The organism is Anaerorudis cellulosivorans (assembly GCF_025943985.1).
Lineage (GTDB): Bacteria > Bacteroidota > Bacteroidia > Bacteroidales > Dysgonomonadaceae > Anaerorudis > Anaerorudis cellulosivorans.
The window spans coordinates 189,707-203,052 of sequence record NZ_JAPCWE010000003.1 but is presented as its reverse complement, the minus strand read 5'-3'; the positions used below and the strand labels follow the sequence as shown (position 1 = coordinate 203,052).

Sequence of the window (13,346 nt, the reverse complement as noted above, 5' to 3'; positions counted from 1 at the left end):
ACTATTTAAAATGTAGGAGTTAATTTTATACTGCACATTTATTCCTGCTCTGGTAAGGGTTTACATAGTGTTGGGTCGTTCTTAATTCTTTCCAATTCTTTATCGACTATTTGGCGTGTTTCTTCTTTGATGCGGTCGTAATTTTCTTTAATCATATCCTTCATCCTGTCCACTCCGTCCTCATCGACAAAGTTGGCAATAACGGGTATCTGCTGGTATTTGGCGGTTTCCCGCTTTGCCCGTTCGTTGTCTACTACTATTTCTGCATGGAAAATTTTCTGTTCTATTCTCTCGTCGAAATTATCGGCGATTGCACCCACAAACATACCTTGTGTTAGATTGGCTATCTTACTGGCGGGAATCAAACTGTCAAGCTGCGTAGATATGGATGTGGACTTGTCGTTTCTGTTTATTGTCATAGACTGTCGTTTCTGTAACACTTTTCCGAAACGCTCCGAAAGGTTTTTGGCAGTGTCGCCTACGACTTGACCGCTGAAAATATTGCCCACCGTGTTCATCACGACAGCGGCCTCTTTATCTCCATAGTCGCGTTTTAGCTGTGAAAAGTCCTGAAAACCGAGCAATACGGCTACTTTATTGCTTCGGGCGGTCGCTATCAGGTTGTCCAAGCCTTTGAAGTAAATTGTCGGCAACTCGTCAATTACCACGCTGCTTTTCAGTTGTCCCTTTTTGTTGATTAACTTCACAATACGACTGTTATACAGTCCTAATGCCGCTCCGTAAATGTTTTGTCTATCGGGGTTGTTGCCTACGCATAATACTTTCGGTTCTTCGGGGTTATTTATATCCAATGAAAATTCATCGCCCGACATGACCCAATAAAGTTGTGGCGAAATCATACGGGAAAGCGGTATTTTAGCCGATGAAATCTGTCCCTGCAACTGCTCCATTGCACCACCGAGCCACGCATCCATGAAAGGAGAAAGGTAGTTTTCCAACTCCGGATAAGAGGTTAGGATAGGGAAAATATCTTCGTATCGTTTATTCAAAAATTCAATGGCGTGAGGAAAGGTGCAATACTTTCCGTCCTTATAAATGCGTAAATACCAAATAATAGCAGCAAAAAGAATAATCGAGGATTCGACAAAAAAATCGCCCTGCTTTTGCACCCACGTCCGGTTCAAATTGAGCATTATAGTATAAGCCGACTCGTAAGCATCAGCAATATCATTCATAAATGACGGATTAAGCGGGTTACAACGGTGCGAGCGGGACGGATCATCGAAGTTAATCACGTAAAATGTAGGAACTTTCTTATAACCGCCCTGATTGTTTAATAGGTGGTTATAGGCTATTGTTGAGAGGTCGGGGTACTTGAAATCATAGCAATAGAGTGAGTATCCCTTTTTAATCTGCTGTTTTATGTATTGATTAACAACGGCATAACTCTTGCCCGATCCGGGCGTACCCAATACGATTGAAGCCCTGAACGGGTTCACGACATTAATCCAGCCGTTATTCCATTTCTTCCGGTAATAAAAACGTGTAGGCAGGTTTACCGAATACTCGTTTTCCATCAGGCGAGTTTCTTGTTGAAAGGATTCGTTCTCGACATTGAACACGTCGTCCATCATGTTGTTTTTGAGTAGGCGCGACATCCATGTTCCACCCATCAATAGGAAAATGTACCCTACGGACATCGTCAACATATAAAAGCCGGCATTGGCTTCCAGTGGCAAGGGTAAATCCAGAAGCCACCAGTTAAAAAAGAATAGCACGAATCCGGCTGACAGGAACACTATGATTTTGTTCCATGTGATTTTTTCTTCCTTAACTCCCTTTGTTCCCAAACAGGAAAGGGCGAGGAATACTATGGTAAAGAGTTTAGTCCAAAGGATATTATGGAATAAACCCGCCGTGCGGTCAAAATTAACGAGTATCTTATCGACCACACCGATATTGATACCCCAATTTACCATCTGCTGGTAACAAAACCAATAGATGTTGATTACTACAAATAAAGTACTGAGGGCACGCATAAAGTCCATGACTTTTGCCAATCCCCGGAGATCATCTTCTTGTTGCATAATAAAATCGCTTTTATGAGTTTGAAAAGCGAAAGTAAATAGGTTTCCACTGTAACTATCTGATTGTTGGCAGTGTGGGTTGTTAAGGAATTGAATTGGCGACTTGTGGCATTGAAGTCAATACGAATCGTATGAAAACTAATGATTGCTAAAGTTATAAGGAATTATTCTTTCTGAATTTCAGTTATTTGCTAACTTTGTGGGTCTTCAATTTATCTAAAGTAAAGTTTATGACGAAACAAATACGGTTAATAGGTGAGCATCCTGATAATACGCATCCATTTGGTAAATGGCTTGCTGCAAAAGACATTCCTGATTCCGATACAAAATGTCATAGAGAATTGACGGAATCTATTGAAGTGGATGATGAGTTAATTGAATGGATGGCAAGAAAGATAATTGATCATCATTATACTCAATTTAGAATAGATAGATTGAAAGAAAAATATGGAAGTTTAGGTTTTCCTCAATACGCAGAACAACATAGAAAATTACCAATTGCAGATAAGGTAAAAAAAGGTAATGCGACCGAAGTTCTTCTAACAGACTATCTTCAAACAACACAAAGAAAAGAATTTATAAAAGTTTTCAAATTAAAATATAATCCAAATGTAGATCAAGCAATCAAGGGAGATGATACTTTGATGGTCGATTTATTTGAAGAAAATGGTAATGAAAAAATAAAAATTTATTTAGGAGAATCCAAATTTCGGAAAACCCCGTCAAAAGCCGTTATTGGTGATATAACTGATTCTTTAAGTAAGGACATGCTTCCTTTATCATATACTTTTTTAGTAGAAGAAATTGCTAAAACAGATGAGCCCCTTGCGAGAAAGTTAGATGATTATATAGTACAAGACATAAAGGATAGAGGTGACTTGATTTATGCAGGCCTGTTATTAAGCAATACAGATACCTCTGAAAAAGTAGAAACGCATTTGAGTAGTGATAACCCTAACTTGGTTTTTATTTCTGTTGGTATTGATGACCCAGAAGGATTTATTGAATCCGTATTTGTAAAGGCAGAAGAATTAATTGCTAATCCCGATTTATTATGAATATAGAACATATTGAAGAAAGCTATCAGGTGTTAGAATCGGATTCTACTTTACAGAACTTAATCGCCCAAGCTAATGCAAGATATATCCTTTATAATACAGGAGAGTCTCAACAAAATTTTCCTCGCTATACAATTAAAGATGAACAACTAAATACTCTTGCTTTTAAATATCTGAATGTCGGATGTAATTATTTTGAAAAACATAATTACACAAAAGCGGCTCATTCTTTAGAAAAAGGTGCTGCGATTCTTGAATACATACACGGTTCACTTAATACACAGACAAAAAATAAAAATTTGTTTTGTCTGATTTCTGCTTTAGCCTATTATGTTTCTTTTCAATACTCTAAATCCTTTATACTTATAAGTAAAATTCAAAGTGACACTACAATATCTTCGTTAATATCTCTATTTCTTAGTAGACACTTCGATCAACTATTAAGCGAGATCGACCAACTTCTTACAGATTCCAGTTATGATGATGAGTATTTGGCTGAACATTTTGATGAGGATGATACTACGAAAATTTATGAGATAATAATAGCAAAAGCCTTAAATCATTATGTACAATTCTATCATACGGGGAATAATGAGTTTTTAGAAATTGCAAAAAGGAATCTTATAGACCTTCAAGATATAGCAGGAATAAAGGGCGAACCGGATATTTGGTGGGTAATTCGACTATTACTTCTCATCATAGAGGGATTTAAAGAATCTTCGTTATGGCATGTATTAGGACATTATTTCAATATCAAAGATAAATTTCCTTTAAAGTATATACAATCATTAGTATATAAAAATGGTAGTATCACAGAGTTATTCCTTACTCAAAGGAACTCCTTACCTAAAGTTTTAAACAATGAGCAAAACGGAAGTATTGTCAGTATTCCAACAAGTAGTGGCAAAACAAGAATTGGAGAAATCGCAATTTTAAACTGTTTGGTAAATGAACCTGATGCAAAAATTCTTTTCATAGCCCCTTTCAGATCGTTAGCCTATGAAATAGAAAATTCACTTGATGAAATTTTTAGCAATCTTGATATTTCAGTGTCACATTTATACGGAGGTAGTCTGTTTAGTAAACTTGACGAAAAAATCATAAATGAATCTTCTGTAATTGTTGCAACACCAGAAAAGGCTAAAGCTCTTTTAAGAAGTAGTAAAGAAATTCTTTCATGCATCAAATTAGTAATTGTGGATGAGGGGCATTTGTTTGGAGCTAACAAAAGGCTTATTGTCAATGAAATGTTTTATGAAGAACTAAGATACCATATTGGTCTTAATGGTGGTAAATTTCTGCTTTTGTCCGCAGTATTACCAAATGCCGAAGATTTATCTGAATGGCTGACAGGTTCTTCTAATAATGTATATAAAGAGAACTGGAGACCTTCAGATGAAAGGATTGGAATAATGGAATGGAATGGTGTTTCTGTTAATATAAATTGGAGAAGTACAGATACAGAAAGAAATTCATTTAATCCCAATTTCATTGTGCGACAAGAGTTACCCAAAAAGCCACGCCAAAGAAAAATCCGTTATTTCCCAGCGGATAAGAATCAAGCTATTGCAACTACTGCATATAAATTAAGAAATTTCGGCCCTGTTTTAATATTCGTTGGTGTTAAACGGTCTGTATTTACTCTCGCAAGAGAGTATGAAAAATGTATTCAACCCGAAGATGGTAGATTTAGATTTAAGAACAAAGCCAATTGGAAAGCCTTCAAATTAGCCTGTATTGAATCTTATGGAGAAGATTCTGAATGGCTTAGATTTGCTAAACTGGGAATATTTTGCCATAATGCAGATTTACTTTCCGATGTTCGACTTCCACTGGAAAGATTAATGAGAAGTGAAAAACCAAGAGTGATAATTGCAACTTCAACATTAGGACAAGGTGTAAATCTTGGAGTTTCAACTGTTATATTTTCTACATTATATCAGGCAAGAGAGCCGATCACTAAAAGGGATTTTTGGAATATCGCTGGTAGAGCAGGTCGTGCATTTGTAGATCATGAAGGGAAAATTTTAGTCGCACACGATGTGTCAGGAAAAGATAAAAAGACAATTGATAGGGAAAGAGGCAATATTACGAGTTATTTAGATAAGGATAACATTGACAAAGCTAAAAGCGGGTGCTTAGCTTTAATTAGAGGATTGAAAATAATAGCCTTAAGAAATGGAGTGCCATTTGATGTATTGCTAAACTTGCTTGCAGAGAATCGAATTGCTGAAATTCACGAGCAGTCTGATGAAATTAATGATCTCCTTGACTGGATTGATGATGGCCTATTGTCGCTTCATAATTCTAATAATATTGAAGGTAATAAATTAGAGTGGGTTGATGAGTACTTCCCCCAATCTTTAGCTTACCTGCAAACTCAATATTACGATGATATTACAGGAGATGAGGTTCTTGAGTTTGTTAAGGCAAGAATTAAGGGTATAACAAGAAAGGTTGGTGAAGAAAAAGAAAATTGGGAAAATGTTGTATCCTCTGGCATTCCCATAAATTCTGATTTACAAATTGAAGATAGAATGGATGAGGTTATCAGGTTTGTTCAAGATTATGTAATCGGCGGTCAAACGTTGGAAGACCTAATTTTACTACTTGAAAACATTGAAAATACAATTAATGACATAAACGTATTAGAAGGGGAATCTATAGAAAGTGTTGACTCAAAAGAAATACGGAGGAAGTGGTTAAGCGGAATAGCTATGTCGGATATCTCTCAGCATGAAAATGCCATAAAAATAATAACCAATCATTATTCTTTCAATTTACCTTGGATTCTTAATGGGATTTCAAAGAAATTAAAGAAGCGAGATTTAACCGACGAAGCTGATGTGATCGAAGAATTAGCTATTCTTGTAGAGTTGGGGTTACCCAATATAAAATCAATAAAAGTATATCAAGCAGGTATTCGTTCAAGATCTTCTGCTCTTGAAATTGCGAATTTATATGAAGATGAACTTTGGGAAAAGAGCATCAAAACATATAAGCAAGATTTAATAAATCATGCTGATTTTTATAAGGAGCAAGTGTCTGAAAATGCAGCATCGTGGATTGATTTATTAGTGAAATTTTCAAAAAGAGAGATTATAAAGATTGAGAGAGTGCCTAATTTTAAGTACGGGAAAGTACATAAACGGACTAAGAGATTAATTGCCCGATTGATTAACGATGAGCAATTTCTATTGAGTACGGATTTTAGCGTTATAAATAAAATCGGAGAAGATTCAAATGTCGATTTCTCTAATGTTAATGATCTAAATGGAATCTATTTTGATTATGACGAAAAAGATAACCTTTGGAAAATGAAATGTATAAACCCATATATAAAGTTTGAATAATCTGAATGGATTATTTTAAGTATTTCAAGGCTAAGTCTATCAAGGCATAGCACCGATGAAAAAGGTAGTCGTAATAGTTATTGTCGATTATATCTGTCTTATTTGTTTCATGATGCCTGATACGAAAATCATTCCCGATTTTGGTCAGTCTCAGAAATTCTTCATTAAACAACTCCTTATAATTGTCGTTCTGATTAGACATATCATCGACTATCTTCTCGGATGACTTCTTTTTATCCAAGTCTGAATAATAAGTTTTTAATCGTTCCAGCGCATCCCATATTTTCTCAACGGCAAGCTGTTTGTCGGATATGGATTTGTTATTATACAGAGTCGTTGCTTGTCCGACCAATTCCTTGAGCCCTGGCTCCGTAATAACTTCTCTGCTTTTAAGGCTCATTTCGGTCAGTTCCATTTTACCACCGGCGAGCTTGTATATGATGCCATTGTTTTTAAGTAGCAGATTTATCTCATCAGTGAAAGAATCGTTACTCTGTCTTGGGAATAACTCTATTGCGTCAAAAACGCAGTATGGATAGTTATTCATAATGAAATAGTCGAGATTATCTGTTACCGTATATTTCCGGCTATTGTCGAACGCATGAGGAAGGTAGTGTTCTCCAATATTTCTAAAAGCAACCTCTTTAGCTTTGATGGTATAATTCAAGCCCGTTTCACCTGTTTCATAAAGGTCTTCATCAAACCTGTTGAATAACTGTATAATCTCTGATCTTATTTTTTTTGATATAGTCGGTAAGTTAATGCTTTTGGAATCAATGGCTTTTTTATTCCTAATAGAAAAAGGAATGAACCTCCCGCTTACCGATTCTGCCTGACTTATCTTTCTCCATGAATAGACCGAACGTTGGGAAATTTTGTCGCTTTCATACAATTCGTATCCGTCCGCACGAAGGGTCGCGTTTATTTTTCTAAGATAAGCCTGCCAATATCCTGCTTCATATCTATTTTCAGGATGAAATACAGCACATAAAAAATCTAATAACACGCCATCATTGCCATTCAACAGCTCAAACCTATCGTCGGTAAATACCCAGTCGGAATCCCAATCATCATTATTGATAGTATGTTGCCAGATATCTCCTTCTGCGTTTTCATATCTTTCATCGTAACTTGGCATTTTATCCAGCGCATACAGTTTCTTTAGAAAATCTATTTCGGATAAACGTCCATGATAAGGATAAGAAATACGCTGCTCTTCAGTGAGCCAGCTATATTCAACATAACCTTTTTGAAACAGGTCAAAAATATCACGCCTTGTTATTTCAGTTATGTTACGCATTGTTTCTTAGATAAATATAGCTAATTGATTAATGTACAAAGGTAGCTAATTACTGACAATCGACAAAGAACAGTAAACGGTATATTAGGTTACATCTTATGTTTCTTTGACTTAGCAACCGTACGAATCCGCTTTTTAGGTTTAACCTCTGAAATCCTGTGCAGATTTGCTCTGTCTTTTGGCACTTCCGAATAGCATTCATTCAGGGCGTTAGCGGAATATTCTTTCCCCAGACGGGAGCCGTTCAACACGCATCTGTTCTCATGGTCGATGAATGTTACCCCCGTGATGCGCCCCGTATCGTTGCGCCGGATAAAGAGGTCGATGTGGTATGCCCTGAGCCGTTCGCGCAAAGCGTTTTCGGTTGGTGCATCCAGAAAGGCTTCGGCCACTCGGTAGCGGGTATATTCCCGGCTATTTTCTTTTGTGATTTTATCGCCAGATTGTTCCATGTGCCGCTCCAATGCATCCAAACCTGCGGTCTTTCCAAAGAGGGATGATTTCAGCAGAGTAACCTCTGCCTTTTTTCCGTCTGCGTTCAATGCCGTATAGAGCAATCCCTTATAAGTGTGTCCGCCCCTTTCGCCCCGGACTTCTTCTATACCTATATTATATAAGGAAAGCAAGGCTCGGAACTCGCCTAATGTCTGGAAACGGTACATAGATAATGTAGGTTTGATAACTGCTTCTATCTGCCGTTTCAGTTCGCCTTTAGTGGAATCAACGGGTTTAAGTTGCCATTTTTCGGAACGCTTTTGCCCTTTGGCCGGATGCAGGTTGTATTCTTTTTCTAGTTCTTCAGTAATGGCTACACTACGTTCATTACGTTTACTGTCCTTTATCTTTTTCCCGTCCTGACCTACCTGTACCGAAACGATATGTATGTGCTCCCTATCGATGTCGGAATGCTTGAAAACAATGTAAGGCTGGCCGCCCCAACCCATACGATCCATATAATGTCCAGCTATTTCGGACAGCTGTTCGTCCGAAAGATTGTCTTTCGGGTCGGGATTGAGTGAGATATGAATAACAGGTTTTTCGGTTCTAAAATGGTCGGGCATCCACCGCAAAATATCTTCTGCTGTTTCTCCTACATTGAAATTACCGTCCACCGGTTCCCGAAGAATGTGCGTTGTCAATACCGTTCCCACTCCCTTATCCACCTTCTCCTGATTGTAAAAGAGCGAACCGTAAAGATTACTTCCGGTTGTAATATTGGCTACCATCGCTGTTTGAAATCTTCGGAAAGTGCGATGATCTGTTGCCCGATAGCCGCTAGTTCCGCCGTTATTTTTTCCAGTTTGTAGAGCAGGGCAAGCACTTTTTTCTCTGAAAAATGTGTGTGAAGTTCTTTCACTACCTGATTGTAATTCGTTCCCACTGCCCGGAATTGCGCGTGGAATTGTGTGAGTTTAGCCACATATTCCAGCGTTCCCCTGTCGGTTTTTATCACTCGGAACGTGTCGTTAAAAATCCTCGCTTTGATAAATATGGCTTTCGCCGTAACGCCCGACTGTTCAAACAGTGTCATGAAACGGGCATATTCTACATCTGTGAATCGCACCATGACCGGATGGGATACTGTATCTATTTTGGTAGGCCGCCCGCCTTTACCCCGTCTGCGGGGTTCATTATTATTTTCCATACATCGATTTTTTAGGAGTAGCACTTGCTACGCTGGTTTATAAAAAATCCGATCCCTTTCTCTGGTGGTGTCAGCCGCCACTATTAAAAGCACCGACTTCGGAGGTGCTTTTCCTCCCCTTGTGGGCAAGCTGTTTTTAGTTACGGAATTTATTACGAGTAACTAAAAACACAGCTTGCTCTTTGCCCCGTTGCAAAGAAATTCTGTCCGTGAGGACAGACCATTAAAACAGCCGCCCGATCAAACGTCGAAGGGAGGCTTATTAACCACCGGGATCGTCATGGGTACAAAGTTACCGGACATTATAATCAGTTGCACTATAGCTGATTATGCCTATATCTACCAGTTGGCTGCCACTCTGTTCCATAGCCAGAAAATCACATACAACCGAGTAAAATAAGGGGTTTATTTGCACTCGGAACAAATAAATATTGGATTGTTCCAAGAGTTCTTTATTTCCATTTTGAAGTAGTGAAATGCACCCGGAAATCAACAGGTATTGACAGTCTATCCATGTATCCATATTGATAGATATATGGATTATCAATACTGATTTATTGATTGACGTGTAGATAGGCAATACTGATATACTGATATGTGTATTGACAGCCAATACACATATCAATAGTTATCCGGGGAATTAATGATATGAGCCAATAAGGAAGCATTGAATCATAACGATATGGAAATACAGAAAAATAGAAAAACAGCAATGTATCAACAGTGAAATAAATAAGAAGTTAAACACTTAAAAATTGAAATGATGAACAAAGAGCCTATTTATCTGGCATTTTCCACCCAGAAGGGCGGAGCCGGAAAAACAACCCTTACGGTGCTGGTAGCATCCTATCTGCACTACGTGAAAGGCTACGATGTAGCCGTTATTGATTGCGACTACCCGCAACACTCCATTGCTGAGATGCGGGAACGTGACCTGAAACAAGCGTTGGGAGACGACCACTACAAGCGGATGGCCTATGAGCAGTTTACACGCCTGAACAAAAAAGGTTATCCGGTTATCGAGAGCAGTACCGAAAAAGCGATTGACGATGCCGACCGTATCACGGGGCAGGCAGACTTCGATTTCGTGTTTTTTGATCTGCCAGGAACGGTAAACAACCCATCCGTTATCAAAGCCCTGTCAAACATGGATTACATCATCGCACCCATTAGTGCTGACCGTGTCGTATTGGAAAGTACCTTGCGCTATATGGTTGTGATAAACGACGTGATAAAAAAGACGGGGGTATCCACTATCAAAGGAACGTACCTCGTCTGGAACATGGTCGATGGACGTGAGAAATCCGAACTGTACGAAGTTTACGAGCAGGTGATCGCCGACCTCGGCTTTGATTTATTGAAAACCTTTCTGCCGGACAGCAAGCGTTTTCGCCGGGAACAATCGGCATTACACAAGCCTGTTTTCCGTTCCACGCTGTTTCCCGCAGACCGGTCGCTTATTAAGGGCAGTAATATCGAAGAACTGACTGATGAAATTCTTTCACTCTTAAAACGACCGAACAATGGCTAAACGGGCAAAGGCAGGGGAACTGGATGAATCACTGATTATCCAGTCCTTCAAAGATACGGAACTGTTGGCCAACCCTGCCGATGCTATCGCCGGGAAACCGGATGAGGAGATACCGGCAGAAGAAACCAAAGAGAAAGTGGTACAGGTGGAAGATAATGCCGATGAAACAGGAATTCCGGTAACCGATACTGCACCAAAGGGAAAATCCCGCCGCCGCAAGGGTAGTTATGATGAGGTCTTTCTGAAAAACAAAGACCTCAAAGCCCGGCAACCTGTATATATCAGCCAGGAGATTCATCAGGAAATTAAAAAGGTAGTACACCTGCTTGCCCTGTCGAATCAGGAGATGAGTGTCGGAGGCTATATTAATAATGTGCTGGCAGATCATCTGGAACAGCATAAAGAGGACATAGCCGAACTTAGACGCAGACAGATAGAAAATTTATAAATTCATAAATAAGATATAAAATGAAAAAGAAAAACAAGAAACAGCAGAGTTACGAAACGCTGTTCGTCAAAAAATCGACTCTCATCGCACGGGAGGGCAAGATGGTCTATATACGGCGTGAATTTCACAATACGATCCAAGCCGTGTGTCAGGTAATTGGGAATAATGAGGTATCGCTGTTGAGCTTTATTGACAACGTACTGGCACATCATTTTGAAACTTACGGAGATGAGATTTCCCGGCTGTATGATGAAAAACATAATGGAATAAACATTATAAAAAATACGGAAAAATGAAAAAAAGAGAAAGAAAAGAGCCGGAGGAAACAATGGCTGAAATGGCTTCCTACGAAGAACAGTATTTGAAGCCGGTTGAAATCGACCGCCGGCAGTGCGTGTACATCAGTAAACGTAATCACGAGGTGCTGAACTCGCTTATACATTCCATCAGCCAAAAAGGGCTGACCATCGGCGGTTACATCGACAATGTAATCACCGAACATCTGGAAAAACATAAAGCGGAGATCAACCATATCTACCGCCGGGAACGGAACGACTTACTATAAACCACTAAAAATTCCAGTCATGTCAGACAAAATAATCATGTTATGTATCGTGCTGGTGGCTGTCGCAGTAATAGCCGCCGTGTTTATCCGCCGTGCTATCAGCTACCGACGGAGAGTAAAAGAAACAATCGGAGAAGGTATTCCACCGGAAGAAATAAGCATCGGAGTTACAAGAGAAGATATGCCCCGTGAAAAGGACAACTATTACCGTAGCTATTTCTTCCACCCGGTGGATTCTTCTACCCGCAATGGCAGAGACGTACTGATCCAACCTAAGCACCATGCCCGCATAAAGGCAATCGTAGGAAGTGCCCGAAAAAAGGGCATACCCGTAACCATATACAGCTATATGGATAATGTACTGGAACATCACTTCCAGTCTTTCGGGGAAGATATAACCGATTTACACCTGAATCGAGATGATAGTCATTAATGCCCATACCATACTCGTTTTGCTGATCGTATTTGCCGTCATCTATGCTGTTTGGACAATGGTTTACCTGAATCGTTTGGGAAAAACGGAAAAGAAAAAAGACGAAGCGAAAGAACAAAATACAGTAAAACGCAAGAAAGGAGATATCGTCGGCAAAAGCCGGTTCGTGTTGCCACTTTCCGGTCAGTCCAAGCCAGAAGCTACCGTAGTTTCTGAAACTGAATCAGATACGAAAAAAGAGAATATATTTGCTCCCGCAAGTGTACCCGAACACCCCCGGCAAATAGCGCCGGAAGAACTGGACGACGTTTTCGGTGCTGTCCCGGAAGGCGAAACAAATGAACCTCTGGACATCGACTATCCGCTACAAGTTAAACCATTCCCGGAAGAAGAAGCGGAAGAAACCGAAGACGAGGACGAAAGTGAGGATTTGCCAATCAAAGGCAAACCTGCCGCCCAAGGGGTCAGTTTTGAACAAATGGGCGAAGCCTACCGCCATGTGGTACATAATCCGACAATTACAGATGAGCAAAAAGAGGAAACCGGACGTGTCCTCTTAAACCTGAAAGGAACCGATATGTTTGAAGCTATCGTTTCAGGTCAACCCGGACGGGGCGATAAGGTGGATATCCTTATTAACACTTACCTCACGGCATTCCAGAAAAAGGTCGCCGAAAGGTCAGCGGAAAGCCTACCTCCGCAGGGTGAAGTCCTAACGGGTTTTGACGTCCGAGATTTTATGTAACGTAAAAAATGAGAACAGATGAAAAAATATGATTACGGATAGCGCGGTAAACCTATCCTTTAGACCACTAAAATTTCAAGTAAAAACAAGTTTCACCCGGTGCGGGGCCTATCCAACCCCGCACCATCTTAAAAAATCAAGTTATGACAAAGAAAAAAATTGAATTTCATTCTTCCTTTTTCACGCCCGGCAAAAAGTACAAGCACTCTCTGCCCTCGCT

Annotated in this window: 13 protein-coding genes; 8 read left to right on the top strand and 5 right to left on the bottom strand. The window is 39.5% G+C overall.

From position 1 onward, the window contains the following. Positions 1-38: 38 nt before the first annotated feature. A complete protein-coding gene (gene mobC / locus OLM34_RS02705) occupies positions 39-2,048 on the bottom strand; it encodes a conjugal transfer protein MobC (protein ID WP_264405046.1) in 2,010 nt (669 codons plus the stop codon). 230 nt (positions 2,049-2,278) lie between these two features. Between mobC and OLM34_RS02700 the strand changes: the two genes are divergently transcribed. Next, the gene (locus OLM34_RS02700) at positions 2,279-3,106 is read left to right on the top strand and encodes a DUF1837 domain-containing protein (protein WP_264405044.1); all 828 of its coding nucleotides are present in this window, start codon (positions 2,279-2,281) and stop codon (positions 3,104-3,106) included. Then, positions 3,103-6,459: a DEAD/DEAH box helicase gene (locus OLM34_RS02695; protein ID WP_264405043.1), complete on the top strand. Its 3,357-nt coding sequence runs from the start codon at positions 3,103-3,105 to the stop codon at positions 6,457-6,459. The genes OLM34_RS02700 and OLM34_RS02695 overlap by 4 nt, the downstream gene beginning before the upstream one ends. A gap of 10 nt (positions 6,460-6,469) precedes the next feature. On the opposite strand, the gene OLM34_RS02690 is transcribed toward OLM34_RS02695, so the two are convergent. From OLM34_RS02690 to OLM34_RS02675, 4 genes are all read right to left on the bottom strand, one after another. Beyond that, positions 6,470-7,759 (bottom strand): AbiJ-related protein, encoded by a 1,290-nt coding sequence (locus OLM34_RS02690; RefSeq protein WP_264405042.1) that lies wholly within the window; start codon positions 7,757-7,759, stop codon positions 6,470-6,472. An 89-nt stretch (positions 7,760-7,848) separates the two neighbouring features. Then, on the bottom strand, positions 7,849-8,985 hold the full coding sequence (locus OLM34_RS02685; RefSeq protein WP_264405040.1) for a relaxase/mobilization nuclease domain-containing protein: 1,137 nt from the start codon (positions 8,983-8,985) through the stop codon (positions 7,849-7,851). Beyond that, positions 8,979-9,404, bottom strand: a complete 426-nt coding sequence (gene mobA / locus OLM34_RS02680) for a conjugal transfer protein MobA (RefSeq protein ID WP_264405039.1) — start codon at positions 9,402-9,404, stop codon at positions 8,979-8,981. The genes OLM34_RS02685 and mobA overlap by 7 nt, the downstream gene beginning before the upstream one ends. 292 nt (positions 9,405-9,696) lie before the next feature. Beyond that, the gene (locus OLM34_RS02675) at positions 9,697-9,927 is read right to left on the bottom strand and encodes a hypothetical protein (protein WP_264405037.1); all 231 of its coding nucleotides are present in this window, start codon (positions 9,925-9,927) and stop codon (positions 9,697-9,699) included. 240 nt (positions 9,928-10,167) lie between these two features. Between OLM34_RS02675 and OLM34_RS02670 the strand changes: the two genes are divergently transcribed. From OLM34_RS02670 to OLM34_RS02645, 6 genes are read left to right on the top strand one after another with little or no spacing between them, the layout of a single operon-like run. Beyond that, the gene (locus tag OLM34_RS02670) at positions 10,168-10,935 is read left to right on the top strand and encodes a ParA family protein (RefSeq protein WP_264405074.1); all 768 of its coding nucleotides are present in this window, start codon (positions 10,168-10,170) and stop codon (positions 10,933-10,935) included. Beyond that, the gene (locus OLM34_RS02665) at positions 10,928-11,383 is read left to right on the top strand and encodes a DUF3408 domain-containing protein (protein WP_264405036.1); all 456 of its coding nucleotides are present in this window, start codon (positions 10,928-10,930) and stop codon (positions 11,381-11,383) included. Before OLM34_RS02670 ends, OLM34_RS02665 begins: the two co-directional genes overlap by 8 nt. Positions 11,384-11,403: 20 nt before the next feature. Further along, on the top strand, positions 11,404-11,679 hold the full coding sequence (locus OLM34_RS02660) for a DUF3408 domain-containing protein (protein WP_264405035.1): 276 nt from the start codon (positions 11,404-11,406) through the stop codon (positions 11,677-11,679). Then, entirely contained in the window at positions 11,676-11,948 is a 273-nt protein-coding gene (locus OLM34_RS02655; protein WP_264405034.1) for a DUF3408 domain-containing protein, read from the top strand. The genes OLM34_RS02660 and OLM34_RS02655 overlap by 4 nt, the downstream gene beginning before the upstream one ends. A 19-nt stretch (positions 11,949-11,967) precedes the next feature. Beyond that, positions 11,968-12,381 (top strand): DUF3408 domain-containing protein, encoded by a 414-nt coding sequence (locus OLM34_RS02650; RefSeq protein WP_264405033.1) that lies wholly within the window; start codon positions 11,968-11,970, stop codon positions 12,379-12,381. Continuing rightward, positions 12,368-13,126: a hypothetical protein gene (locus OLM34_RS02645; RefSeq protein ID WP_264405031.1), complete on the top strand. Its 759-nt coding sequence runs from the start codon at positions 12,368-12,370 to the stop codon at positions 13,124-13,126. The genes OLM34_RS02650 and OLM34_RS02645 overlap by 14 nt, the downstream gene beginning before the upstream one ends. Positions 13,127-13,346: the final 220 nt, after the last annotated feature.

What these genes read in the sequence shown, in the direction of transcription:
- OLM34_RS02670 (WP_264405074.1), top strand. Translation starts at nt 10,168, where the DNA reads ATGAACAAAGAGCCTATTTATCTGGCATTTTCCACCCAGAAGGGCGGA.
- OLM34_RS02660 (WP_264405035.1), top strand. Translation starts at nt 11,404, where the DNA reads ATGAAAAAGAAAAACAAGAAACAGCAGAGTTACGAAACGCTGTTCGTC.
- OLM34_RS02675 (WP_264405037.1), bottom strand. Translation starts at nt 9,927, where the DNA reads ATGGATACATGGATAGACTGTCAATACCTGTTGATTTCCGGGTGCATT.
- mobC (WP_264405046.1), bottom strand. Translation starts at nt 2,048, where the DNA reads ATGCAACAAGAAGATGATCTCCGGGGATTGGCAAAAGTCATGGACTTT.
- OLM34_RS02665 (WP_264405036.1), top strand. Translation starts at nt 10,928, where the DNA reads ATGGCTAAACGGGCAAAGGCAGGGGAACTGGATGAATCACTGATTATC.
- OLM34_RS02695 (WP_264405043.1), top strand. Translation starts at nt 3,103, where the DNA reads ATGAATATAGAACATATTGAAGAAAGCTATCAGGTGTTAGAATCGGAT.
- OLM34_RS02685 (WP_264405040.1), bottom strand. Translation starts at nt 8,985, where the DNA reads ATGGTAGCCAATATTACAACCGGAAGTAATCTTTACGGTTCGCTCTTT.
- OLM34_RS02650 (WP_264405033.1), top strand. Translation starts at nt 11,968, where the DNA reads ATGTCAGACAAAATAATCATGTTATGTATCGTGCTGGTGGCTGTCGCA.
- OLM34_RS02700 (WP_264405044.1), top strand. Translation starts at nt 2,279, where the DNA reads ATGACGAAACAAATACGGTTAATAGGTGAGCATCCTGATAATACGCAT.
- mobA (WP_264405039.1), bottom strand. Translation starts at nt 9,404, where the DNA reads ATGGAAAATAATAATGAACCCCGCAGACGGGGTAAAGGCGGGCGGCCT.
- OLM34_RS02690 (WP_264405042.1), bottom strand. Translation starts at nt 7,759, where the DNA reads ATGCGTAACATAACTGAAATAACAAGGCGTGATATTTTTGACCTGTTT.
- OLM34_RS02645 (WP_264405031.1), top strand. Translation starts at nt 12,368, where the DNA reads ATGATAGTCATTAATGCCCATACCATACTCGTTTTGCTGATCGTATTT.
- OLM34_RS02655 (WP_264405034.1), top strand. Translation starts at nt 11,676, where the DNA reads ATGAAAAAAAGAGAAAGAAAAGAGCCGGAGGAAACAATGGCTGAAATG.